At 66.3% G+C, this 21,662-nt stretch carries 24 protein-coding genes; 15 read left to right on the top strand and 9 right to left on the bottom strand.

All coding sequences use genetic code 11. The annotated features are described in order from the left end of the window. The 4 genes from CH271_RS23030 to atzF are packed head-to-tail and all read left to right on the top strand — an operon-like array spanning position 1 to position 5,129. The gene (locus CH271_RS23030; protein ID WP_094634993.1) at positions 1-783 is read left to right on the top strand and encodes an urea amidolyase associated protein UAAP1; all 783 of its coding nucleotides are present in this window, start codon (positions 1-3) and stop codon (positions 781-783) included. Next, positions 765-1,397 (top strand): urea amidolyase associated protein UAAP2, encoded by a 633-nt coding sequence (locus CH271_RS23025; protein ID WP_170945820.1) that lies wholly within the window; start codon positions 765-767, stop codon positions 1,395-1,397. Before CH271_RS23030 ends, CH271_RS23025 begins: the two co-directional genes overlap by 19 nt. Beyond that, positions 1,394-3,406, top strand: coding sequence for a 5-oxoprolinase/urea amidolyase family protein (locus CH271_RS23020; protein ID WP_094634991.1), 2,013 nt, complete (start codon positions 1,394-1,396; stop codon positions 3,404-3,406). Before CH271_RS23025 ends, CH271_RS23020 begins: the two co-directional genes overlap by 4 nt. Continuing rightward, positions 3,396-5,129, top strand: a complete 1,734-nt coding sequence (gene atzF, locus CH271_RS23015) for an allophanate hydrolase (protein ID WP_094634990.1) — start codon at positions 3,396-3,398, stop codon at positions 5,127-5,129. Before CH271_RS23020 ends, atzF begins: the two co-directional genes overlap by 11 nt. On the opposite strand, the gene CH271_RS23010 is transcribed toward atzF, so the two are convergent. Both CH271_RS23010 and CH271_RS23005 read right to left on the bottom strand, forming a co-directional pair. Then, on the bottom strand, positions 5,079-5,720 hold the full coding sequence (locus CH271_RS23010; RefSeq protein WP_094634989.1) for a LysE family translocator: 642 nt from the start codon (positions 5,718-5,720) through the stop codon (positions 5,079-5,081). The genes atzF and CH271_RS23010 overlap by 51 nt on opposite strands. A 62-nt stretch (positions 5,721-5,782) precedes the next feature. Beyond that, positions 5,783-6,673, bottom strand: a complete 891-nt coding sequence (locus CH271_RS23005) for an SGNH/GDSL hydrolase family protein (RefSeq protein ID WP_256986513.1) — start codon at positions 6,671-6,673, stop codon at positions 5,783-5,785. Positions 6,674-6,926: 253 nt separating this feature from the next. Between CH271_RS23005 and CH271_RS29000 the strand changes: the two genes are divergently transcribed. Further along, entirely contained in the window at positions 6,927-7,094 is a 168-nt protein-coding gene (locus tag CH271_RS29000) for a hypothetical protein (protein WP_176460679.1), read from the top strand. Here CH271_RS29000 and CH271_RS23000 read toward each other — a convergent pair. Then, positions 7,091-7,333, bottom strand: coding sequence for a hypothetical protein (locus CH271_RS23000; RefSeq protein ID WP_256986512.1), 243 nt, complete (start codon positions 7,331-7,333; stop codon positions 7,091-7,093). The genes CH271_RS29000 and CH271_RS23000 overlap by 4 nt on opposite strands. A gap of 237 nt (positions 7,334-7,570) precedes the next feature. On the opposite strand from CH271_RS23000, the gene CH271_RS22995 reads away from it, so the two are divergent. Continuing rightward, a complete protein-coding gene (locus CH271_RS22995; protein ID WP_094634987.1) occupies positions 7,571-8,545 on the top strand; it encodes an NAD(P)/FAD-dependent oxidoreductase in 975 nt (324 codons plus the stop codon). Here CH271_RS22995 and CH271_RS22990 read toward each other — a convergent pair. Then, positions 8,542-9,252, bottom strand: a complete 711-nt coding sequence (locus CH271_RS22990; RefSeq protein WP_179274778.1) for a Clp protease N-terminal domain-containing protein — start codon at positions 9,250-9,252, stop codon at positions 8,542-8,544. The genes CH271_RS22995 and CH271_RS22990 overlap by 4 nt on opposite strands. A 198-nt stretch (positions 9,253-9,450) precedes the next feature. Between CH271_RS22990 and CH271_RS22985 the strand changes: the two genes are divergently transcribed. Then, positions 9,451-11,682: a putative bifunctional diguanylate cyclase/phosphodiesterase gene (locus CH271_RS22985; protein WP_094634986.1), complete on the top strand. Its 2,232-nt coding sequence runs from the start codon at positions 9,451-9,453 to the stop codon at positions 11,680-11,682. Positions 11,683-11,703: 21 nt separating this feature from the next. Next, on the top strand, positions 11,704-13,635 hold the full coding sequence (ggt, locus tag CH271_RS22980; RefSeq protein ID WP_094634985.1) for a gamma-glutamyltransferase: 1,932 nt from the start codon (positions 11,704-11,706) through the stop codon (positions 13,633-13,635). A gap of 19 nt (positions 13,636-13,654) precedes the next feature. Here the strand turns inward: ggt and CH271_RS22975 are convergent, their stop codons facing one another. From CH271_RS22975 to CH271_RS22960, 4 genes are read right to left on the bottom strand one after another with little or no spacing between them, the layout of a single operon-like run. Next, the gene (locus CH271_RS22975; protein ID WP_094634984.1) at positions 13,655-14,332 is read right to left on the bottom strand and encodes a response regulator; all 678 of its coding nucleotides are present in this window, start codon (positions 14,330-14,332) and stop codon (positions 13,655-13,657) included. Next, a complete protein-coding gene (locus CH271_RS22970) occupies positions 14,329-16,782 on the bottom strand; it encodes a sensor histidine kinase (protein ID WP_094634983.1) in 2,454 nt (817 codons plus the stop codon). Before CH271_RS22970 ends, CH271_RS22975 begins: the two co-directional genes overlap by 4 nt. Before the next feature lie 28 nt (positions 16,783-16,810). After that, a complete protein-coding gene (locus tag CH271_RS22965) occupies positions 16,811-17,269 on the bottom strand; it encodes a hypothetical protein (RefSeq protein ID WP_037195107.1) in 459 nt (152 codons plus the stop codon). Further along, a complete protein-coding gene (locus CH271_RS22960; RefSeq protein ID WP_052064936.1) occupies positions 17,254-17,811 on the bottom strand; it encodes an RNA polymerase sigma factor in 558 nt (185 codons plus the stop codon). The genes CH271_RS22965 and CH271_RS22960 overlap by 16 nt, the downstream gene beginning before the upstream one ends. A gap of 119 nt (positions 17,812-17,930) precedes the next feature. Between CH271_RS22960 and CH271_RS22955 the strand changes: the two genes are divergently transcribed. Genes CH271_RS22955 through CH271_RS22925 form a run of 7 tightly spaced genes read left to right on the top strand, consistent with a single transcriptional unit; the run spans position 17,931 to position 20,680 of the window. Beyond that, positions 17,931-18,422 carry an Asp23/Gls24 family envelope stress response protein gene (locus tag CH271_RS22955; protein ID WP_037195609.1) on the top strand — a complete coding sequence of 164 codons (492 nt, stop codon included), beginning with the start codon at positions 17,931-17,933 and terminating at the stop codon, positions 18,420-18,422. Between the two features lie 11 nt (positions 18,423-18,433). Beyond that, a complete protein-coding gene (locus CH271_RS22950; RefSeq protein WP_094635088.1) occupies positions 18,434-18,709 on the top strand; it encodes an Asp23/Gls24 family envelope stress response protein in 276 nt (91 codons plus the stop codon). A 4-nt stretch (positions 18,710-18,713) separates the two neighbouring features. Further along, positions 18,714-18,998 (top strand): hypothetical protein, encoded by a 285-nt coding sequence (locus CH271_RS22945; RefSeq protein WP_094634982.1) that lies wholly within the window; start codon positions 18,714-18,716, stop codon positions 18,996-18,998. Between the two features lie 15 nt (positions 18,999-19,013). Continuing rightward, positions 19,014-19,193, top strand: a complete 180-nt coding sequence (locus tag CH271_RS22940; RefSeq protein WP_027495126.1) for a hypothetical protein — start codon at positions 19,014-19,016, stop codon at positions 19,191-19,193. Then, positions 19,186-19,566, top strand: coding sequence for an Asp23/Gls24 family envelope stress response protein (locus CH271_RS22935; protein WP_037195612.1), 381 nt, complete (start codon positions 19,186-19,188; stop codon positions 19,564-19,566). Before CH271_RS22940 ends, CH271_RS22935 begins: the two co-directional genes overlap by 8 nt. Next, positions 19,563-20,105, top strand: coding sequence for a DUF6286 domain-containing protein (locus tag CH271_RS22930; RefSeq protein ID WP_094634981.1), 543 nt, complete (start codon positions 19,563-19,565; stop codon positions 20,103-20,105). Before CH271_RS22935 ends, CH271_RS22930 begins: the two co-directional genes overlap by 4 nt. Then, complete coding sequence (locus CH271_RS22925) at positions 20,102-20,680, top strand: hypothetical protein (RefSeq protein WP_052048059.1); 579 nt, start codon at positions 20,102-20,104, stop codon at positions 20,678-20,680. The genes CH271_RS22930 and CH271_RS22925 overlap by 4 nt, the downstream gene beginning before the upstream one ends. Here the strand turns inward: CH271_RS22925 and CH271_RS22920 are convergent. Further along, on the bottom strand, positions 20,673-21,656 hold the full coding sequence (locus tag CH271_RS22920; protein ID WP_094634980.1) for an endonuclease/exonuclease/phosphatase family protein: 984 nt from the start codon (positions 21,654-21,656) through the stop codon (positions 20,673-20,675). The two genes, CH271_RS22925 and CH271_RS22920, sit on opposite strands and share 8 nt — an antisense overlap. Between the last annotated feature and the right edge of the window lie 6 nt (positions 21,657-21,662).

The raw sequence follows: 21,662 nt of genomic DNA, 5'->3' as shown, positions 1-21,662 counted from the left end.
ATGAGCACCGCAACAACGTATTCCGCCAAGGAACACGCACGATCTCAAGCGACCGTCGCGCCGGCACCCACTGCACCGGCGGGCATCTCGGAGCTCACGTGGGCCGAGTCGGTACCCGGCGGCAGCTACACCACCAAGGTGCTCGCTCGCGGAACCCGGCTACGCCTCGTCGATGTCGACGGTGCCGCCTGCGCCAATCTGCTGCTCTACCGCGCCGACGCCCCGTGGGAGCGACTCAACACCGCCGACACCGTCAAGGTTCCGTGGCAGGCCTACCTGAGTGCAGGCCACCCCCTGCTCTCGGACCAGGGCCGCGTGCTGGCGACCATCGTCGACGACACCTCCGGTCGCCACGACGCACTGTGCGGCACGACGTCCTCGGCGACCAACACCGCGAAATACGGAGTCAGCGGACCACATTCGTCGGCTCCGGCCGGACGCGAACTGTTCACCCTCGCCGCAGCCAAGCACGGGCTCGAACCACGCGACGTCGCGCCGTCCCTGTCGTTCTTCCACGGCGTCACCGTCGCCGCGGACGGGGGCCTCGTCAGCACCGGCTCGGCCGGACCGGGCCGCTCGGTGGACCTGCTCATCCACCTGCCGGTGATCGTGTTGCTGGCCAACACCGCTCACCCACTGGACCCCAGCCCCGAGTACCCCACCACCACCCTCGACGTGCTGGCGTGGCGTGCCCCGGAAGAGCTACTCGCCCTCGACAACACCGAACCGGAATACCAGCGCGCAGTGCAGAACACCGAGGACGCATGGAAGGCAGCACAGTGACTACCAGTGCAGTGATTGTGAAAGACGAGATCGCCCCCGCATTCGGCCCCTGGTCCGCCGTCGTCGAGGCCGGTGACATCCTGACCATCGTCGATCTGTACGGCAATCAGGCCGTCGACACACTGATGTACGGCGCACACGATCACTCGATCCGATACTCGGCCCCCGCCACCGTCGCCGCGCAGCGGAACCTGTTCCTGACCACCGGAACCGTTCTCCGCAGCGATGATTCGACGCCGATCATGACGATCGTCGAGGACGAGGTCGGCAACCACGACACCGTCGGAGGAGCGTGCTCCAAGGAATCGAACACCCTCCGCTACGGCCACCACACCCAGCATCAACACGCGTGTGTCGAGAACTTCCTCATCGAGGGATCCAAGTGGGGACTCGGCAAGCGAGACCTGGTGCCCAACATCAACTTCTTCATGAACGTCCCCGTCGACGCGGACGGCACCCTCGGCATCGTCGACGGTCTGTCGGCTCCCGGCAAGAAGCTGTCGTTGCGTGCCGAGATCGACACGCTGGTGCTGGTGTCCAACTGCCCGCAGATCAACAATCCCTGCAACGGATTCGACCCCACCGCAGTGCGCATGATCGTGACGCGATCATGACCGCGACCAAGATGACCGTGCACCGGCCCGGGATGCTCACCACGGTGCAGGACTGGCCAGGACGCATCGGCTACTGGAAGGTGGGCGTGCCGCCGTCGGGGCCGATGGACGATCTGTCGTTCCGGCTCGGCAACACCGCGCTCGGCAATCCCGAGGGCGCACCCGGCCTCGAATCCACCATGGCCGGGCCTGCATTGACGTTCGACGCCGACACCTACGTCTGCGTCACCGGTGCTGCGGTACCGGTACACATCGACGGCACACCGGTCCCGCAGTGGAAGCCGGTTCTGGTACCCGCCGGGTCGACTCTCGATGTCGGCACCACCACCGGGTCGGGTCTACGGGTGTACGTGCTGATCCAGGGCAGCCTCGACGTCGACGACTATCTCGGCAGCGCAGCGACTTTCACGCTCGGCAAGTTCGGCGGACATCGAGGCGGCACCCTCGGTGAGGGCGACGTCATCGGCCTGGCCGGACGCTCCGACAATTCCGCGGTCCTCGGTCCCATCCCCATGGAACACCTGCCGGTGCTGACGTCCAACTGGGACATCGCCGTCACCGAAGGCCCACACGGCGCACCGGAGTTCTTCACCCGCGACGACATCGACACCCTCTACGCCACCCGCTACGAGGTGCACTTCAACTCCGATCGCACCGGAGTCCGGCTCATCGGGCCCAAGCCGCAGTGGGCCAGAGCCGACGGCGGCGACGCCGGACTGCACCCGTCCAACATTCACGACAACGCCTACAGCGTCGGCGCATTGGACTTCACCGGCGACACCCCGATCCTGCTCGGCCCCGACGGCCCCAGTCTCGGCGGATTCGTCTGTCCTGTCACCGTGGTCGCGGCCGAACGGTGGAAGCTCGGCCAGCTCCGGCCCGGGGACACCATCCGCTTCGTTCCCGTGAAGGCCGCGGCCACCGCGCCGCTGGGATCACTCGGGCTCGCTCGCCGCGCATCGCTGCCCGCCGTGTTCTCCGCAGGCGGAGACGGTGACGACGGCGTGATCGCCCGACGCGACGCCGATACGTGCGTCACGTACCGCCGCTCGGGCGACGACAACGTACTCGTCGAATACGGCGACATGAAGCTCGACCTGGCCCTACGAGCTCGGGTGCACGCACTGCACCAGCGGGTCGAGGCCCTCGCGCCGCGCGGTCTGGTGGACCTGACCCCCGGCATCCGCTCGTTGCAGGTGAAGGTGAATCCCGATGTGCTGTCCATCGATTCGTTGATGGGCCTGCTGTCCGAGGTCGAGGACGATCTTCCCGCAGCCTCGGAACTCGTGGTTCCCAGCCGCCAGGTTCGGCTCCCACTGTCGTGGGACGACCCCTCGACCCGGGAAGCCATCCAGCGGTACATGCACGGCGTGCGTGCCGATGCGCCATGGTGTCCCTGGAACATCGAGTTCATCCGACGCATGAACGGACTCGACTCGGTGGCCGACGTGTTCGACACCGTCTTCGCCGCCGACTACATGGTGCTCGGACTCGGTGATGTGTACTTGGGCGCTCCGGTGGCGACACCGCTCGACCCGCGACACCGCTTGGTGACGACGAAGTACAACCCGGCCCGCACCTGGACGCCGGAAAATGCCGTCGGTATCGGCGGGGCGTACCTGTGTATCTACGGTATGGAAGGCCCCGGCGGATACCAGTTCGTGGGTCGAACCACGCAGGTGTGGAACCACAGCGCCTCCTACAGTGACGGACCGTTCGAGGAAGGCACCCCGTGGTTGCTCCGGTTCTTCGACCGAATCTCCTGGTACTCGGTCGAACCCGAGGAACTCATGGACCTGCGCGCCGATCTGGCGGCCGGCCGCGGCGGCGGAGTGGACATCACCGACGGTGAGTTCTCACTGGCCGAGCACGAGAACTTCCTTGAGACCAACTCGGACTCCATCGCCGAGTTCCGCGCGAGACAAGCCGTCGCCTTCGGTGCCGAGCGCGACGCGTGGTCGGCAGCAGGCGAATTCGATACGACGAAGGGCAGAACCGATGCAGCCTGAGGTACGAGAACGAGTTCTGCAGGCCTACAAGCGGATCGCCGAGATCGATCGGCCCGAGGTGTGGATCACCCTGCGCGACGAGGACGACGTGCTGGCCGACGCCGTCGCACTCGACGAGGCACTCGCGGCCGGTGCGAATCTACCGCTCGCGGGCACACTGGTCGCCGTCAAGGACAACATCGACGTGGCCGGTCTACCCACCACCGCAGCATGTCCCGAGTTCGCCTACACACCCGAGGTATCCGCCGTCGCAATCGAGCGACTGACAAGCCAGGGCGCACTGGTCCTGGGCAAGACCAATCTCGACCAGTTCGCCACCGGACTGGTCGGCACCCGCAGCCCCTACGGCGCGGTGCGCTGCGCCTGGGACCCAACACTGATCTCGGGAGGCTCGAGTTCCGGCTCCGCCGTCGCGGTGGCACTGGGCATCGCGGACATCGGAATCGGCACCGACACAGCAGGATCGGGACGAGTTCCTGCAGCCTTCCACGGCCTGGTGGGTATCAAGGCCTCACTGGGAATCGTGCCGAACACCGGCGTCGTTCCTGCGTGCGCCGACTACGACTGCGTCACCGTACTGGCTCACGATCTCGACACTGCCACGGCGGCGATGAACGTCATGGCCGGGCCCACCGCAACCGATCCACGCAGCCGGGCCTGGCCTGCCGACGTCCGGCTCGCCGCGTCACCGGATCCCCGCGTTGCCATCCCGCGAGGTGAGGACTTGGCGTCGTTGAGCCCGGCATACCGTCGGGCATTCGAGGACACGGTCGCGGGACTGGCCGACAAGGGGTTCACCCACGTCGAGGTCGACATCTCCGCCCTGCTCGACGCTGCAACACTGCTGTACGACGGAGCGATTGTGGCGCAGCGCTATTCGGCCGTCGGAAAGTTTCTCGACGCCGCTCCTGCCGGTGCCGATCCCACGGTGGCCGCGATCGTCGGCTCGGCTGCCGAGCCGTCCGCCCACCGATACGTCGACGATCTCGATGCCCTCGCGCGAGCGAAGACAGCGGTCCGTACGCTCCTGAGCGAGTTCGACGGCCTGCTGTTGCCCACCACCACCGAACATCCCACTATCGCTGCGGTGCAGTCGGATCCGATGAGCATCAATCGACGCCTCGGCACGTTCACCAACTTCTGCAACCTGCTCGACATGGCCGCGGTGGCGGTTCCCGGTGCCCCGACGCACGAGGGCACCCCGTTCGGCGTCATGTTCGTCGTGCCCGCATTCGAGGATCAGGTCGCGATCGACCTCGCTGCTCGGCTGGCAGGCACAGCCTCACCGTCGTTGATCGACGACGGCATCGAGGTGTTGGCCGTCGGTGCCCATCTGCGCGGTTTTCCGGTGCATCACCAATTGACCGATCGCGGTGCACGGTTCGGCGGCGAGGTGACGACCACGGCGGACTACCGGCTGGTGGATCTGCACACCACCCCGCCCAAGCCCGGTCTGGTACGGCGCGCGGGTGACGGCGCTCCCATCTCCGGGGAGCTCTACCGCATGTCCGCTGCGGCGCTCGGCACGTTCCTCGCCGGGCTACCGTCACCGATGGGTCTGGGTCCGGTCGAGTTGTCGGACGGTCGCTGGGTCACCGGGTTCTGCTGCGCACACGACGCGGCCGAGACCGGAACCGACATCACCGAATTCGGCGGCTGGCGGGCCTACCGCTCACGCGGAGACGGGCCTGCTGCCGTCGGTGGCGACACGCACCGCAAGTAGTCCGAGCACCGTACCCATGAGATAGCGCTGCACTCTCAGCCACGTCGGGCGAACGGCCAGGAACTGCGCGATCGAACCGGCGAGCACCACGATCGCCAGGTTGACCGCCACCGCCACCGCGATCTGCACGCCGCCGAGCGCGAATCCCTGCAGCAGAAGGTGTCCGGCCGTGGGATCGACGAACTGCGGGATGACCGAGATGTACATGATCGCGATCTTCGGGTTCAGCAGGTTGGTCACCAATCCCATCGTGAACAGCCGCCCCGTCGAATCCTGTTGGAGCTCGGTCGGTTCGAAGGCCGAGACCGTGCCGCGCAAGGCCTGCACCGCCAACCAGGCGAGGTAGGCCGCGCCGGCGAGCTTGACCGCCGTGTACAGCGCGGGCACGGCGGTGAACACCGCGGCCAGGCCGAGATTGGTGGCCGTCAGATAGATCAGGAAGCCGATCGCGACTCCGGAAAGCGACACCATTCCCGCTCGTCGGCCCTGCGAAATGCTGCGCGAGACAAGGTAGATCATGTTCGGCCCCGGCGTCAGCACCAACGCGAGAGCCACAGCGAACACTCCGAGAACTGCGGAATACGAGACCATGCGGTCAAGACTTCACGTCGACCGTCCCGCTCGAGAAGAGCCAGTTACGGTTTTGTGGTTCCCTACCCGGCACGCACTGCAGAGGCCACCGCATCGGCGATGGCTGCCATCCCCGCCGCCGTCGGGTGCAGCGGCGCAGCGGGATTCTGCGGGACGACGCCCTCGAAATACCGCTGGTCCGGAGCCACGCACACATCGTGGCCGACACTCGACGGCTCGGTGTCGACGAACTCCGCTCCGTGCTCGTTCGCCTGCGTCCGCAGGGCCTCGTTCATGGCGGTGATGCTGCCCTGGATGTAGTCGGCGTCCTCGGGCAGCATGGGTTGAGTGGGGAAGCAGCCACCGCTCGGCAGATAGGTGCCGTAGCCAACAACCAGGATTCGCGCGTCGGGCGCACGCTCGGCCACCGCGTCGAGCATGGCACCCCAGCTGGGGGCCTTGTCTGCAATGGCAGCGGCGACGGTGTCCACGCCACCTGCGGTGAGGCGGTCCTTGCAGACGTTGGTGGCGGAGGTGTCCGCGAAGGTGAGGCACTGCACGGCCGTCGAGACCAGCCCGATGTCGTTGCCGCCGATCGTGACGGTCACCAGATCGGTCTCGGGGGTCACTGCGTCGAGTTGCAGCGGAACCTCGCCACTGGACGTTCTCTGCGGAGTGGAGACGATGTTCTCGGTGACGGCACCCGAGCAGGTGACGTCGTCGAAAGAACCGACGGCCAGATCCTCGGCGAGTACGTGCGGGTAGTTGGCGTCGGACTGCTGGCATCCCGGTGCGCCGACCTGGTTGGGGATTCGCGGGCCCGATGCGGCCGAGTCACCCAACGCGACGTAGTTCGCCGAAGCCGGGGCTTTCGACGGCCGAGCAGGCGATTCCGGCACCGACGAGTCCGACGAACAGCCCGCCAGTACACAGGCGGACACAGCAAGACCGACGAGAATTCCCTGGCTCCTCACAGCTTCGACGCTACAGCTGCCGGTAACCTCGACCTGGTTGTCCAGGACAGAACGTCCATCGCATCGAACAGAGGAATTACATGATCACCGCGTTCATCAACCAGATCCTCAGCGGCTTCGGCTCCATTTCCGCTGGCAGCAGCGGCTTCGAGCTGGCACCGGGAACGCTGCCCTTCGGGCTGTAGAGACCGCCGGAACGCCCGCCCGCGCGGGGCCGACGATTGCTTCGGTTCCGCGCGGGTACCCCGGAGTCATGACTACCAACGACAACGACTCGAAGAACGACGACACTGCCCCCGCCGCCAAGGAAGACGTGACGTCTGATCCGGCCGCAGCGGCGGAAGACAACGATTGGTCGAGCGAAGGCGGAGCGATCGAAACCGGTCCCGCGACCGACGACGAGCGAACCGACAGCAACTAGCCGGTCAAACGACGGGGAGCGGCCCGCAGCGTGCGAACGTCGCCGTCGGCGACGATGTGTTCCACCGTCTCACCTCGGGTGAGCATCGACTCGTCGACGGTGAAGTTCACGCGAGCGTCACCGAGCCAATCGATTCCGACGACGATTCCCACGGTCCCTTTGGGGATTCCGCTGCGCCATCGCACATGTCCCAGGTTGCGGACCGTGATCACGGTCTCGCCGATCTCGAAGTGCCCCACATGCCCCCCCGGCTCGATTCTTACCGACCAGTAGACCTCGAGTGAACGCCCTGTTCAAGCGGTAGATCCGCGCTTACATCGACCTCTGGCAGCCTCGACGCCAGTCGGCACGATCACAATTCGGCGAATGGCCGAATCTGCGCCTCCAATCCCAGTACACGGTATTTTCCGCTTTGACCATTTGCTGCATTGGCAAGATTTCTTGCCAATAATCGGCCTCTGCCGGACACTCTCCACATGACTACAGACACCGATCGACACACTCAGGTCGACGCGATCATCGTCGGCGGCGGAGTCGCCGGACTCAGCGCCGCCGTGGCCCTCGGCCGTTCCCGACGATCCGTCGCGATCATCGACGCGGGCGATCCCCGCAACGCACCGGCAGCGCATTCCCACAACTACCTCACCCGCGACGGGGAGTCGCCTCTCGAGCTGGTTCGACTCGGCCGAGACGAGGCGCGGCACTACGGCGTACGCATCGTCGAGGGCGTCGCCGCATCCGCGAGTCGAACCGACACCGGGTTCGAGGTGACTCTCGCCGACGGTTCCGTCGTCGGCGGCCGCCGCCTCCTGGTCACCACCGGCCTCACCGATGTTCTTCCGGACATCCCCGGCCTCGCCGATCGGTGGGGGCGCGATGTATTGCACTGCCCGTACTGCCATGGCTGGGAGGTACGCGATCGCAGGATCGGAATCATCGGCAGCGCCATGGTCGGACACCAGGCACAGATGTGGCGTCAGCTCACCGAGCACGTCACGGTGTTCGCGCACACGGCACCGACACTGGCCGAAGAGGACCTCGCGCGACTCGCCGCACGTGGCATCGAGGTCGTCGGCGAGGAGATCGCTCGGGTCGATGTCGACAGCGACGCGATCGTGGGAGTGACACTCGCGAGCGGCACGCAGATCCCGCTCGACGCGTTGGTCGTAGGACCCAACTTCACCTCGCGCGCGGACATCCTGATGTCGCTGGGGCTGGCCACGACCGAGATGGTCATGAACGACCACGTCCTCGGCACGTACGTCGAGGCCGATCCCGTCGGTGCAACATCCGTTCCCGGCGTATGGGTTGCAGGCAACGTGTCTGCACCGATGGACACCGTGGTGGCGGCGTCCGCGGCTGGAGTCAAGGCCGGCGCTGCGATCAACGGTGACCTGATCGAGGAGGATGTCCGCATCGCTCTCGAACGGGCGAAGGCCATCGCTTCCTAGATACCGAGCGCCGCCGCCAGCCCCTCTTCGGCGGTGTCCTTGCGGACGCCGAGCGAGGCGAGCGTGGCGTCCTCGTTCTCCAACAGTGCCAGCAGAATGTGCTCGGTACCGACGTAGTTGTGCCCCAGCCGAAGCGCCTCACGGAAAGTCAGTTCCAGCACCTTCTTGGCACCGGCGTCGAACGGCACGAGATCGGGTACGGGGTCGGTCGGTTCCGGCAGCGTCGCCGTCACCGCAGAACGGATCTGCTCGGGCGTGAGGCCCTGCGCGCCCAGCAGTTTCGCTGCGAATCCCTCGGGTTCGCCGAGCAGACCGAGGATCAGATGCCCGGTGGTGATGCAGTCGTTGGCAGTGGCCCGAGCCTCGTTCTGCGCTCCGACCACCACGTTGCGCGCCCGTGGGGTGAAGCGCGAGAAGCCCTGACTGGCATCGAGATCGGCGGGATCGTCGCCGCCCTTCGCAACGAAGCGCTTCTGCACCGCCTGCTTGCTGACTCCCATGGATGCTCCGATCGCAGTCCAGGACGCCCCTGAGCGGCGGGCTCGATCGACGAAATGCCCGATCAGATGGTCGGCGACCTCGCCGAGGGAATCGGCCGCGATCACCGCACCCGAGAGTTGGTCGAGCGCATCGGTGTGCACTTTCTCGATGGCGTCGATGAGATCGTCGAGACGGACGGGGTTCGTCATCTTCAGTGGTTGCGTCATGCGTCAACTGTAGGTTGACGATGTGCAGCCGTCAACCCTCGGTTGACGACACTGTGCCGTTGCAACATCTGTTGAACTTCTTCACCGACGGCGGCGAACTTCGGCCCCGTGTGCGCTGCGCAAAGACGTATATTCACCCATGGAGGCGTCGCGAACAGCCATGCGAACGCCACGAGCGAGAAGGAAGTAGGTCCTTCGATGAACACGAAGGTCGCTGCGCCCTTCCCCATGCACACCAGAAGAACCGCGGGTCTGGTGGCAGTGGTCGTCGTCGCGAGCACCGTCTTCGTTCTCGGCGACGCCGGAGTGCGGGCCGGTGTCCTCGCCACCGTTGCCGTCGGATCGGTACTCACCATCAGCGCCGCGATCCGTAGATACCGCCCCGACGACTCTCGATGCTGGTGGGCACTGTTCGGTGCCTCGGTGCTGTTCATGTTCGGGGTCTCGCTCCGCAGCGATCCCACCGCACTGAATCACTCGTTCCCGCTGCTGCCGGATCTGTTCACACTGACCGGGTACGCACTCGTCGGGTACGCACTCTCGCGGTGGATCCGAGATCGGCAGTCGATCGACGACATCACTCCACTCGTCGACGCCGGCCTGATCTTCCTCGGCACCCTCTTCCTGTCGTGGTTGCTGTTCATCTCACCGGCCCTCGAATCTCCTCGTTCCTCGGCATCGACGGTGGTCAACGGGCTGTATCCGGCGATAGACGCAGCACTGATCACCCTGACCACCTACCTACTGTTCTCGTCCAAGCCCCGTACCCCAGCGCTGCAGTGGGCCTTGATCGCACTCGTCGCGACACTCGTCGGCGACATCTCGTACGCATTCGCTGCCACCACCGACGACGCGCCGTCCTCGGGGTTGCTCGACGGCATCTACCTGTTCGCGTATCTCTCCCTGGCGATGGCGGCCCTCGATCCGTCGATGCGCACCGTCTCCCAACGGCAGACTCCTGCACCGGCGCACAGCAGCCGCCGCGTCGTGTTCGTGGTGACGCTGCTGGTCGTCTGCGCCACGGTGCCGCTGCTGGGCTCGGCCGTGTCCACCGGAGATCTGATCGTCCGGTCCCTGTTGCTCGCGTCGATCCTGGTGGGCGCCTTCCTGCGCGGCGAACGCGCGCTGACCCGAGTGCAGGTCGGCGAGGAGCACGCGAAATACCTGGCCGCTCACGATCTGTTGACCGGCCTACCGAACCGCACGATGCTCGACGAGGAATTCACCCGGCTCGAGCGCATCCAGACTCCGGGACGCACATGCGTTCTGTTCGTCGACCTCGACAACTTCAAGATGGTCAACGACTCGTACGGTCACCGCGTCGGTGACGAACTCATCGTGGCCGCGGCACGACGCATCCGCGCCGCACTCGGTGCCGCCGACACCGTGGTCAGGTACGCCGGTGACGAGTTCGTCGTGCTGACCCGCCGCGATCGCGGCGGAGCAGAGGCGTTGGCCCGCCGCATCATCGATCGGACGAACGAACCGTTCCCCCTGAGCGCCGCAACGGCATACGTCACGGCCTCGGTGGGGATCGCCGACGCGGACCGATTGCACGACGCCATCCGCGAGGCCGACACCGCGATGTATCACGCCAAGTCTCTCGGCGCAGCGCGCTACGCATTCTTCGATGAGTCCCTGCGTGCGCGAGCGACATCCGCGATCGAGACCGCCACCGCGCTGCGCGGCGCGATCAGACGCGGCGAACTCGAGGTGTACTACCAGCCGATCATCGAGACCGTCTCGCGCACCACCGTCGTCTACGAGGCACTCGTGCGCTGGAACTGGCAGGGGCGAGTGCGTACCCCCAACGAGTTCATCTCGATTGCCGAATCGACCAATCTCATCAAGGAAATCGGCGAATGGGTGCTGCGCACCGCGATGTCGGACCTGGTGACACTTCGGTCCAACGGGCAGGACGTCACCATGTCGGTGAACGTGTCCCCGATGCAATTGCGGGACGATTCGTTGCCGGTCATCGTCGGGCGACTGCTCGACACGTACGAGCTCGACGGAGCGGATCTGGCCCTCGAGATCACCGAGAGCGTCCTGATCGACGACATGGGCACGGCGAAAAGCGTTCTCGACCGACTCGCCGCGATGGGTGTGCTCATCGTTCTCGACGACTTCGGCATCGGCTACTCCTCGCTGAGCAGGTTGCGCGCGATGCCGATCGCGCTGCTCAAGATCGACAAGTCCTTCGTCCACCAGATCGGCAGTTCGGAATCCGACACTCAGCTGATTCGCGCGATCGTCGCCATGGCGTCGGCGCTGCCGGTCGCGACGGTGGCCGAGGGCGTCGAGACCGAGGAACAGGCCGAGATCATCGAGGCTCTCGAATGCCGCTTCGCGCAGGGCTTTCTGTTCGGTAGACCTGCACCCGTCGCACACTGGCTTCTCGAATCTGCCGAGACCCGTGCCGGCAGGTGAGCCGGATGTTAGCGTCGGTCGGTGTCTGTAATCGGAGTGCACCGCTCGACTGTCCTTGCATGTGCCCTGCTGCTGGTGCCGCTCGCCGCGTGCAGTAGCAGCGAGAGCACCGATCCCGACTCCGCGGCCGAGAACAGCTGTGTCCTCGGTGCCAGTGGCGGCACCCCGGTAGGAGCGACACCGAGCGCAAATTCCGGCGACATCTCCACCAATCCCGAAGTGGCGACCGGGTATCGATCGAACATGACCCCGGTGGAGACGGCCTCGTACTCCGTCTCGACGGCCAATCCGGTCTCCACCGAGGCCGCGTGCGCGGTCCTGCGGGACGGGGGCACCGCGGCCGACGCGCTGATCGTGGCGCAGACGGTGCTCGGCCTCGTCGAGCCGCAGTCCTCCGGCATCGGCGGCGGGGCATTCCTGATGTACTACGACGCAGCCACCGGTGAAGTGCAGAGCTACGACGGCCGCGAGACCGCCCCGATGAGCGCCACCGGGGACTACCTGCGGTACATCGACGACGTGAATCGCACTCTGCCGCAACCCGATGCCCGGTCCAGCGGTCGCTCGATCGGCGTCCCGGGGGTGCTGCGGATGCTCGAGCAGGCCCACGACGATCACGGCACCGAGCAATGGGGTGAGCTCTTCCAACCCGCAATCGACCTCGCCGACACCGGAATCGAGATCAGCCCACGGATGGCCTCGTCCATCGCCGACTCGGCACCGAAGCTCGCCCTCGACCCAGCGTCCAAGGACTACTTCCTGCAGCCCGACGGCACCGGCAAGCCGGCCGGGACGGTGCTGAACAACCCGGCGATGTCGAAGACGCTGTCCGCCATCGCAACCGACGGGGCAGACGCCTTCTACACCGGTGACATCGCACAGGCCATCGTCGACGCCACCGCCGACACCACCGCAGGCCGCACTCCCGGGCAGATCACGCTGGAGGATCTCGCCGCGTACGAACCCAAGACCCGCACGGCCGTATGCACCGAGTACCGCGACCACGACATCTGCGGCATGCCAGGCCCGTCCTCGGGCGGTATCGCGGTGGCGTCGGCGATGGGGATTCTGTCGAACTTCGACCTGTCGCAGTACGCGCCGACGGGGATGGACGACAACGGCGGAACCCCGACGGCCGAGGGTGTACACCTGATCGCCGAGGCCGAGCGCCTGGCCTACGCCGATCGTGACAAGTACGTCGCAGATCCGGACTTCGTTCCCCTGCCCGGCGGTTCACCCGATGCGCTGCTCGATCCCGAATACCTCAGCGAGCGAGCCGGACTGATCGACGAGGGCAAGTCGATGGGTACCGCGCAGCCCGGCGACTTCGGCCCGGTGCAGTTCGCCTCGTCCACCGATCCAGAGTTCGGTACCAGCCACATCTCGGTCGTCGACAGTCAGGGCAATGCGGCCTCGATGACGACGACCGTCGAGTCGGCCTTCGGCTCGTTCCACATGGTCGACGGCTTCCTGCTCAACAATCAGCTCACCGATTTCTCCGCGGCTCCCGTGGCCGAGGACGGAACTCCGATGGCCAATCGCGTCGAGCCGGGGAAGCGTCCGCGCAGTTCGATGGCCCCGACGTTGGTCTTCGACCGCAACGACGACGGCGAGCGCGGAGACCTCGTGCTCGTCGCCGGCTCTCCCGGCGGCTCGGTGATCATCCAGTTCGTCGTCAAAACGCTGGTGGGACTGCTCGATTGGGGCATGGATCCGCAGCAGGCGGTGTCGATGGTCGACTTCGGAGCGGCCAACACGCCGTCGACCAACTACGGCGGTGAACACCCGAACGTCTCGGGCGAGGACGATCCGGTGGTCGCGGCGCTCCGCGAGATGGGCCACGAGGTGTCGGTCGCAGATCAGTCCAGCGGACTGAGCGCGCTGCAGCGCACCGACGGCGGCTGGATCGGTGGAGCCGACCCACGCCGTGAGGGTGAGGTACTGGGTGGATAGGTGCGAGCGTGGATAGGGGTCAGCTCACGAATCGGTAACCCATACCGGTTTCGGTGATCAGATGCACCGGGGACGCCGGGTCTCGTTCGAGCTTCTGCCTCAGTTGGCCGAGATAGATTCGTAGATAATGTGTTTCGCGCTCATGGCCGGGCCCCCAGACGGTGCGCAGTATGTCCTTCTGCGACACCAGCTTGCCCTCGTTGCGTACCAGTAGTTCGAGCACACCCCACTCGGTACGGGTCAGGTGCACGCTCGCACCGTCTCGCACAACGGTTTTTGTGGCGAGGTCGACGGTGAAGTCCTCGGTGACGACAACGGGGTCGGCGACGGTGTGCGGTCCACGGCGCAGGGCTGCGCGCAATCGGGCCAGCAGCTCGTCCATGCCGAACGGCTTGGTGACGAAGTCGTCGGCACCGGCGTCGAGTGCTTCGACGGTGTCGGCGGAATCGGTTCGCGCCGAGAGCACGAGGATCGGTACGTCGGTCCAGCCGCGCAGACCGGCGATGACGTCGATTCCGTCGATGTCGGGCAGGCCGAGGTCGAGAATCACGATGTCCGGGTGGAAGTTCGCAGCCACCCGCAGCGCCTCGCCGCCGCTCGCCGCACTGACCACTTCGAACCCACGCACGTTGAGGTTGATCCTCAACGCTCGCACGATCTGCGGCTCGTCGTCGACGACGAGCACCCGCACCTTCACCTGCTCGCCGCCTTCAACTCGACCGTCATCGTCAGCCCGCCGCCGACGGTGTTCGATGCCGTGACGGTACCGCCCATCGCCCGCACGAATCCCCGCACCACCGACAACCCGAGCCCGACGCCCACCGAATTGTCGCGGTCACCGAGGCGCTGGAACGCGTCGAACATGGTCTCCTCGGCTCCCTCGGTGATGCCTGGTCCGTGGTCGGCGACGGAGATACTCGCCCATTCGCCGTGCGCGACGGCACTGACGGTGATGTCGCCGACGGGGGCGTAGCGGGCACTGTTGTTCACCAGATTCGCGAGCACCCGTTCGAGCAGACCCGGGTCGGCCAGTACCTCGACATCGCCTACCTCGACGCGTACTCGGTCGTCCGCTCCGACCAACGCGCCCCTGAGCACGTCGTCGACGAACACAGGCCGCAGGCTCGGCTGCACCACACCGGCCTGCAACCGCGAGGAGTCGAGCAGATTGCTCACCAGGGCGGTCAGCTGATCGGCAGACTCGTCGATGGTGGCCAGCAACTCGTCGGTGTCCTCGGGCGAGAACTGAACGTCGGTGCTGCGCAACGACGAGGATGCCGCTTTGACCGCGGACAACGGCGTCCGCAGGTCGTGGCTGACGGCCGAGAGCAATGCTCGACGCAACGCGTCGGCCTCGGCGAGAGCGTTGGCGCGGCTGGCTTCCTCGGCGAGGCGCGCCTGCCGGACCATGCCGGCGGCCTGATTGGCCACTGCAGCGAGTACCCGCCGATCGTGCGCGTGTGTGCGTTCGCCGACGAGCAACAACGTGAAGTCGCCTGCGTCGACCTCGGTGTCCGCCCCGGCTCGATCGCCAGGAGCCTGCGCACCCGCGCTACCCACGATCGATCCGGACTGGTTGTCCCACAGCGCTACCCCGCTCTGTCGGTACGTTTCGCGGGCGCGTTCGAGCAGTGCGGTCAGGTCCGCGCCGCGCAACACCGAGCCGGCGAACAGCGTCAACAGTTCGGCCTCCTGCGTCGCCCGGCGTGCCTGACGCGTCCGCCGGGCGGCAGCGTCGACGAGGGCTGCGACGGCGACGGCGACGAGGAGCAGTACGACGGTGACGACGAAGTTGTCGGGCTCGGCGATGGTGAGGCTGTATCTGGGGGTGGTGAAGAAGTAGTTCAGCAGGAAGCCCGCGATCAACGCCGAGAGTGCCGCCGGCGCAACCCCTCCCAGCAGCGCGACGCACAGCACCACCATGAAGAACAGGGCGCTCTCGCCGCTCGAGTCGAAGTCGGGCCCGACCGTGCTCAGCACTGCCGCGGCCAGGCAGGGCACCAGTACAGCGGCAACCCACGCAAGAATGCGGCGCCGTCCCGAGTCGACCTGCACTCCCCGTCGCCGAGCCTGCTCGGCGTGAGTGACCATGTGCACGTCGATCTTTCCCGAGTTCTGCACCACTGCCGCGCCGATTCCCTCGTCCAGGATTCGCGCCGCGCGGGACCTTCTCGAGGTGCCGATCACCAGCTGGGTCGCGTTCACCCCGCGGGCGAAGTCGAGCAGGGTCGACGGCACGTCGTCACCGACGACGCTGTGCACGCTGGCACCGAGGCCGGCGGCGAGCGTGCGGACCGAGCCCATCTGCGGTGCCGAGACGCCCATGAGCCCGTCACCGCGGACGATGTGCAGCACCATCAGCTCTGCACTGGACTTCGAGGCGATCCGACTCGCTCGGCGGAGCAGGGTTTCCGATTCCGGGCCGCCGGTCACTGCCACCACCACGCGCTCGCGGGCCTCCCACGTGTCGGTGATGCGATTGTCCTTGCGGTACTTCACCAGTGCCGCGTCGACCTGATCGGCGATCCACAGCAGCGCGAGCTCGCGCAGAGCGGTGAGGTTGCCGCCGCGGAAGTAGTTGCTCAGTGCCGCGTCGACCTTCTCGGCGGCGTAGACGTTGCCGTGCCGCAACCTACTGCGCAACGCCTCGGGGGTGATGTCGACCAACTCGACCTCGTCGGCGGCTCGAACGACGCTGTCGGGCACCGTCTCCCGTTGCGGCACTCCGGTGATCTGCTGCACCACGTCGTTGAGCGATTCGAGGTGCTGCACGTTGAGGGTGGAGATGACGTCGATACCCGCGTCGAGGAGCACCTCGACGTCCTGCCACCGCTTGCCGTGCACGCTCCCCGGGGTGTTGGTGTGCGCCAGTTCGTCGACGAGCACCACCTGCGGCTTTCGGGCCAGGACGGCGTCGAGATCGAGTTCCTGCGCCGAGGACCCGCGATAGTTCACGGTCGCCATCGGCAGCACTTCGATGCCGTCGAGTGCGTCGATCGTCCGCGCTCGGCCGTGTGTCTCGACCACCGCGGCCACGACGTCGCAGCCCCGGCTGCGCAATCGGTGCGCCTCGCCGAGCATGGCGAAGGTCTTGCCGACGCCGGGTGCTGCGCCGAGGTAGATCCTCAGCTCACCCCTGTCCGCCACAGCCTGTCTCCTCACCCGGCCGATACAGCTAGCGCTCCTCGATGTCGTCGACGCGTATCTCGACGACGTCGCGCCCGAGGGTGACGCCCAACAGGTCCGACACGGTACCGATCGCGATGGTCGCCAGCTCGTCTCCGGCGGCCTGCAGGTCGTCGCCGTACACCCCGATCACCGCGACGAACAGACCGATGCAGGCGTGGTCGTCGAGATCGAGGTCGATCTCGGTCGGCTGTGCGCCGTGCACGCCTGCCAGCGCACGGCGAAGCGTCGTCTTGACGATGTGGTCGCTGACCCGCAGCGAGTCCTCCGGTCCGGCCGTGGAGCCGGAGGGGAACGCGCTGTCGATCGGCCACGTGCGTCTGGTGGTGTTGCGTACCTTCGAGATGATGGACGCGCTGATGTCCACCCAATTGGGTTCCTGCGGTGCGTCCCGAAGTTCGGTGGCAGCACGCGCGAGAACCGAGTCCGGCTCTAGTGGGTTCGCCATGTTGCCAACCTTTCGCTCAATGTTGCTCGTGCTCTGGTCAACTGACCACGTACTGCTCCGGCGGACAGGGTCATGATCGCCCCGATCTCGGGGTGCGTCAGGCCTTCCACCTCGCGAAGCAGCCAGCAGGCCCGCTGCCGATAGGGCAGCTCGGCGAGCGCTGTGCCCAGCTCGGTCATGAAGCTGTCGGCTTCGACATCCGCCTCGGGATCACTGCCCGCGCCGGTGCTCTTTCGCTCGAATACCCAATCTTCTGCGGGCGGAACGCTGCGACGGCGTCGATGATCGATCACCTTGTGCGAGACCAACGAGAACAACCATGTTCGCAGAGCCGAGTCACCTCGAAAGTTGTCGAGGCCCTTCCACGCTGCCACGAAGGCGTCCTGCACCACCTCCTCGGCTGCACCTTGATCGGACAACATGTTCCGCGCGTACCGGAACATCTCCGGGCCGTAGCGCCGGACGATCTCCTCGAACGCATCCGTCTCACCGAGCGCGGCTGCGCCGACGAGTACGCGGTCCGATGCATCAACCCACTCCATCGAGCCCCCAGACGTAATCTATGACGTAGCTCACTTTATTGGTACGTGCGTTTCGGCGATCGAGCTACGACCAACTCCTGACACACACTCTGCACGACACTCAACGAAGAGAGGCATTCATGAGCTCCACGACGGACACCAAGGCAACCGTATCCGCAACCGGCGAAGGCAAGACCGACATCACCACCAAGTCGGATTCCGTGCTCGTCAGTTCGCAGGGCCGCACCACCATTGCCGACACCGTCGTCTCCAAGATCGCCGGTATCGCCACCCGTGAGGTTCAGGGAGTGCATGCCGTCGGCGGCGGAGCGAGCCGCGCAATCGGCGCACTCCGTGAGCGCATCCCCGGCGCACGCGTCAACCAGTCGCAGGGCGTTTCGGTGGAGGTAGGCGAGCGTCAGGCAGCCGTCGACATCGACATCGTCGCCGACTACGGCGTCTCGATCGCAGACCTCGCGGCAGGCATCCGTCGCAACGTCATCAACGCCGTCGAGCGCATGACCGGCCTCGAGGTCACCGAGGTCAACATCGTCGTCCACGACATCTACCTCGACGACGGCTCGGACGACGACGACACCGCCACCGAGCCCGCCACCACCCGAGTGCAGTGACCGATCCGCACATGACGGAACGTGACAGGTCCGAGGACATCGCCGACGCCGTTCTGGCGATCGACGGTGTCGTCGGCCTGCACGGAGGCATGTTCGGCGAAGCCGCTACGTACCTGCCCGGACGCCGGATCGCCGGCATTCGAATCGGGGAGGACGGAACCGAGGTTCACGTCACTCTCGAATTCGGGGTTGCGGTACGTGAGACCGCCGACGCCGTGCGTCGCGCAGTAGCGACGATGGTCGACGGGCCCGTGCACGTCACCGTCGAGGACATTGTGCGAGTCTGACCAGGTGAACGAGCATGCAGCGCACGACCGAGCCGCCGCGTACAAGGCGGCTCGGCGCGCTGTGGCACGCGAACACCACCCCGACATCGGTGGGGATCCGGCGCAGTACATGGCCGAACTCGCCGCCGTCGACCGACGATTCGCGGTGCTGCCCTCGGCCCCTGCCAACGCAGCGAGTGCGCCGACGGCGTTCCGCGCGTCCTCGATTCCGTCCCCGATACGCACACTTCCCAAGCGGATCGCTCGCATCCGCAAACGCGTCACCAGGCGCAACTACTTCGAACTCTGAGTGGAGATCAAGACCATGACCACAGCGACCATCGGTTTGTTCGTGGGACTTCTGCTGGCCATCGCCGCAGCGGCAGGCGGCTTCACCGGCTTCCTCATCGCCATCGTTCTCGGCGGCCTCGGCTTCTTCGTCGGCCGCTATATCGACGGCGAGCTGGACCTGAACTCGATCATGCGTGGTCGCGGTCGTGACTGAGACAGTGACGACCGACACGCTCGGGGACGCCGGTCAACGCGGATCGCTGGAGATCAAGCACAAGGCCGTCGAGCGTCTCGCCGTCCTCGCTGCCCGCAGCACCGACGCGGTCGCCCGACCTCAGCCGGGTCTACGCGTCCTCGGTGGGCGCGATCTGCCCAAGGCCGACGTGACGGTCAACGGCTCCCGTGTCCGCGCGCAGGTAGCGGTGGCGGTCACGTGGCCCTCGCCGCTGGCGAAGGTGGCCGCCGACGTCCGTGCCGCCGTGGCACGGGATCTGTCCGAGCTGGGCATCTACACCGTCGACCGTGTCGACGTCACCGTCCAATGCGTACCCGCCGAGGCCACCCATGAAGAAGGGAGAGTGCAGTGATCGAGAAGGCAGGCAAGAAGCCTGTGGCGAACCCCACCGCAGCCGTACCCGCAATCCTGTTCGCACTCGTCCTCATCGGTGCCGGAGTGGTCCTCGGCCGCGAGGCACTGCTCGCCCTGGGTGCCATCGACGGCCCCGAGTGGGTCGGCCCCGCCGCCACGAACCTGGACGGACTCACCGCGCAGCAGTGGATGCTGCCCGCAGGCATCGCCGCGGTCGTCGTGGGCTTCGTTCTGGTTTTCGCCGCGATCCGCCCCCGTCGGCGCACCCACCGCGCCCTCTCCGAGCAGGACGTCTGGCTCCGCAAGGGCGACGTCGCAGCCGTTGCCCGCACCGCCGCTCTCGACAGCGTCGGAGTCGATTCTGCGACCGCCAAGGCCGGCAACAAGAAGGTCACCGTCGCCGTGTCCACCGTCGCAGGCACTGACACCTCCCAGCTGAAGTCCTCCGTCGTCACCTCCGTGGACGACGCCCTCCGCCCACTCGCGTCGGCTCCCAAGGTCCGCACCCGAGTGCGAACGACAGGACAACCATCGTGAAACGCGCCACCGCTTCGGTCGACCGAACCAGCACCGCCGTCGTCGGCCTTGCCCTGATCGCTCTGGGCGGCGGAGCAATCGCCTGGGAGCGCGGACAGTTTCCCGGCCGCGAACGTCTCGACGCGGCCTTCGTCGACACCGCCGTCGACGCAGGCTGGTGGCCCTGGGCTCTCGGAGCAGCAGCCATCGTCCTCGTTCTGCTCGGTCTGTGGTGGCTACTCGCCCACCTGCCGCGCCGCTCGGTCGGCACCGTCGCTTTCGCGTCCACTGCGGATGCAGATGTCGACGGCCGGCTCAGTGTCGACCTGGGAACCGCTGCTCGAAGCGCCGCGAAGTCACTTGCCGCGCACGAAGGTGTCGTCTCGGCGACCGGTCGTTCGGTGTCAGACCGTGGTCAGAGAGTCGTCGAGATCACCGCGACGCTCGACCCCGCAGTCACGTCGCTCGACAAGGTGGCAAGCGCGGCGGCACAAACCCGCAACGACATCGTGACGTCGCTGGACGGCACTCCCGCCGCGGTGCGAATCCTCTTGCAATGCGGCAAGTCTCGGAAGCAGGTCGTTCGCGTCAGCTGACGCTCGAGGAGAACTCGATCTCCCCGATCAACCCATGGTGGTCCGATCCGGGGAGATCGATTCGCTCCAAGGACCGAGCGTGACCGGTGTTGGTGAGGATGTGGTCGATCCCGACGACGGCCGGTGTGCCCTTGTCCGTCGGATACGTGGGAATCAGTCCCTTCCCCAATTGCGCTGCGGCGTCGGAATATCCGGCATCGAGCAGGTTGCGGAACTTCTTGTGTGAATACGTCGTGTTGAAGTCGCCGCTGACGATCACCGGACCGCTGCCCGCCGCTGCCTCCAAATCGTCTCGGAGCGTGTCCAATTCGGCGGTCCAGATATCGGCCGGGGTGATGTAGGCGGGACCGGGATGCACGGCCAGCAGCGTGACCGGCTCGGAACCGGGGATCTCGACCTCGGTGGCGAGATTCACCGGGCCGTACCCGTCGAGCTCACGGTTGTCCGAGATCGGGAATCGGCTGTAGATTCCGGCCCCACCGCCGCCTGTCACGTGCGGCTGGAGGTAGCGGTAGGGAAAGAGCTCTTCCATGCCGGCGTCACGCAGACCGATGACCGACGCATCGGTCAATTCCTGAATCGTGACGACATCGACGGCGCTGTCGCGGGCCTGCCCGACCACGACAGTCGGATCGGCCAGCCCGATCATCAGATTCGCCTGCATCACTCGCAGTCGTACGCCGTCGGAGCTCGTCCCGTCCTCGGGTGCCGCGTCCGCAACGTAGAGCGGTGCGTACGCGAATGCGCCTGCAGCGAGCACCAGCGCGGAGACTCCTGCCAGAACCCAGCGTCGACCGATCAACGCCACCAGGGCACCGACCACGACGGCGACGAACATCAACGGAGCGAACGACGCCAGCGCGATCAGCACGTTGACCCGGGTGTCGGTGTAGTAGACGCCCATCGCCACGAGCCCGGTGACGATGCCCAGAATGGCGATCGTGCCGGTGAGTATTCGTATCCAGGTTCGTCGCATCAGCCC

Source organism: Rhodococcus sp. 05-340-2 (assembly GCF_002258915.1).
Classification (GTDB): domain Bacteria; phylum Actinomycetota; class Actinomycetes; order Mycobacteriales; family Mycobacteriaceae; genus Rhodococcoides.
The sequence above is the reverse complement of the archived record's forward strand: the minus strand, read 5'-3'. Positions and strand labels throughout refer to the sequence as shown.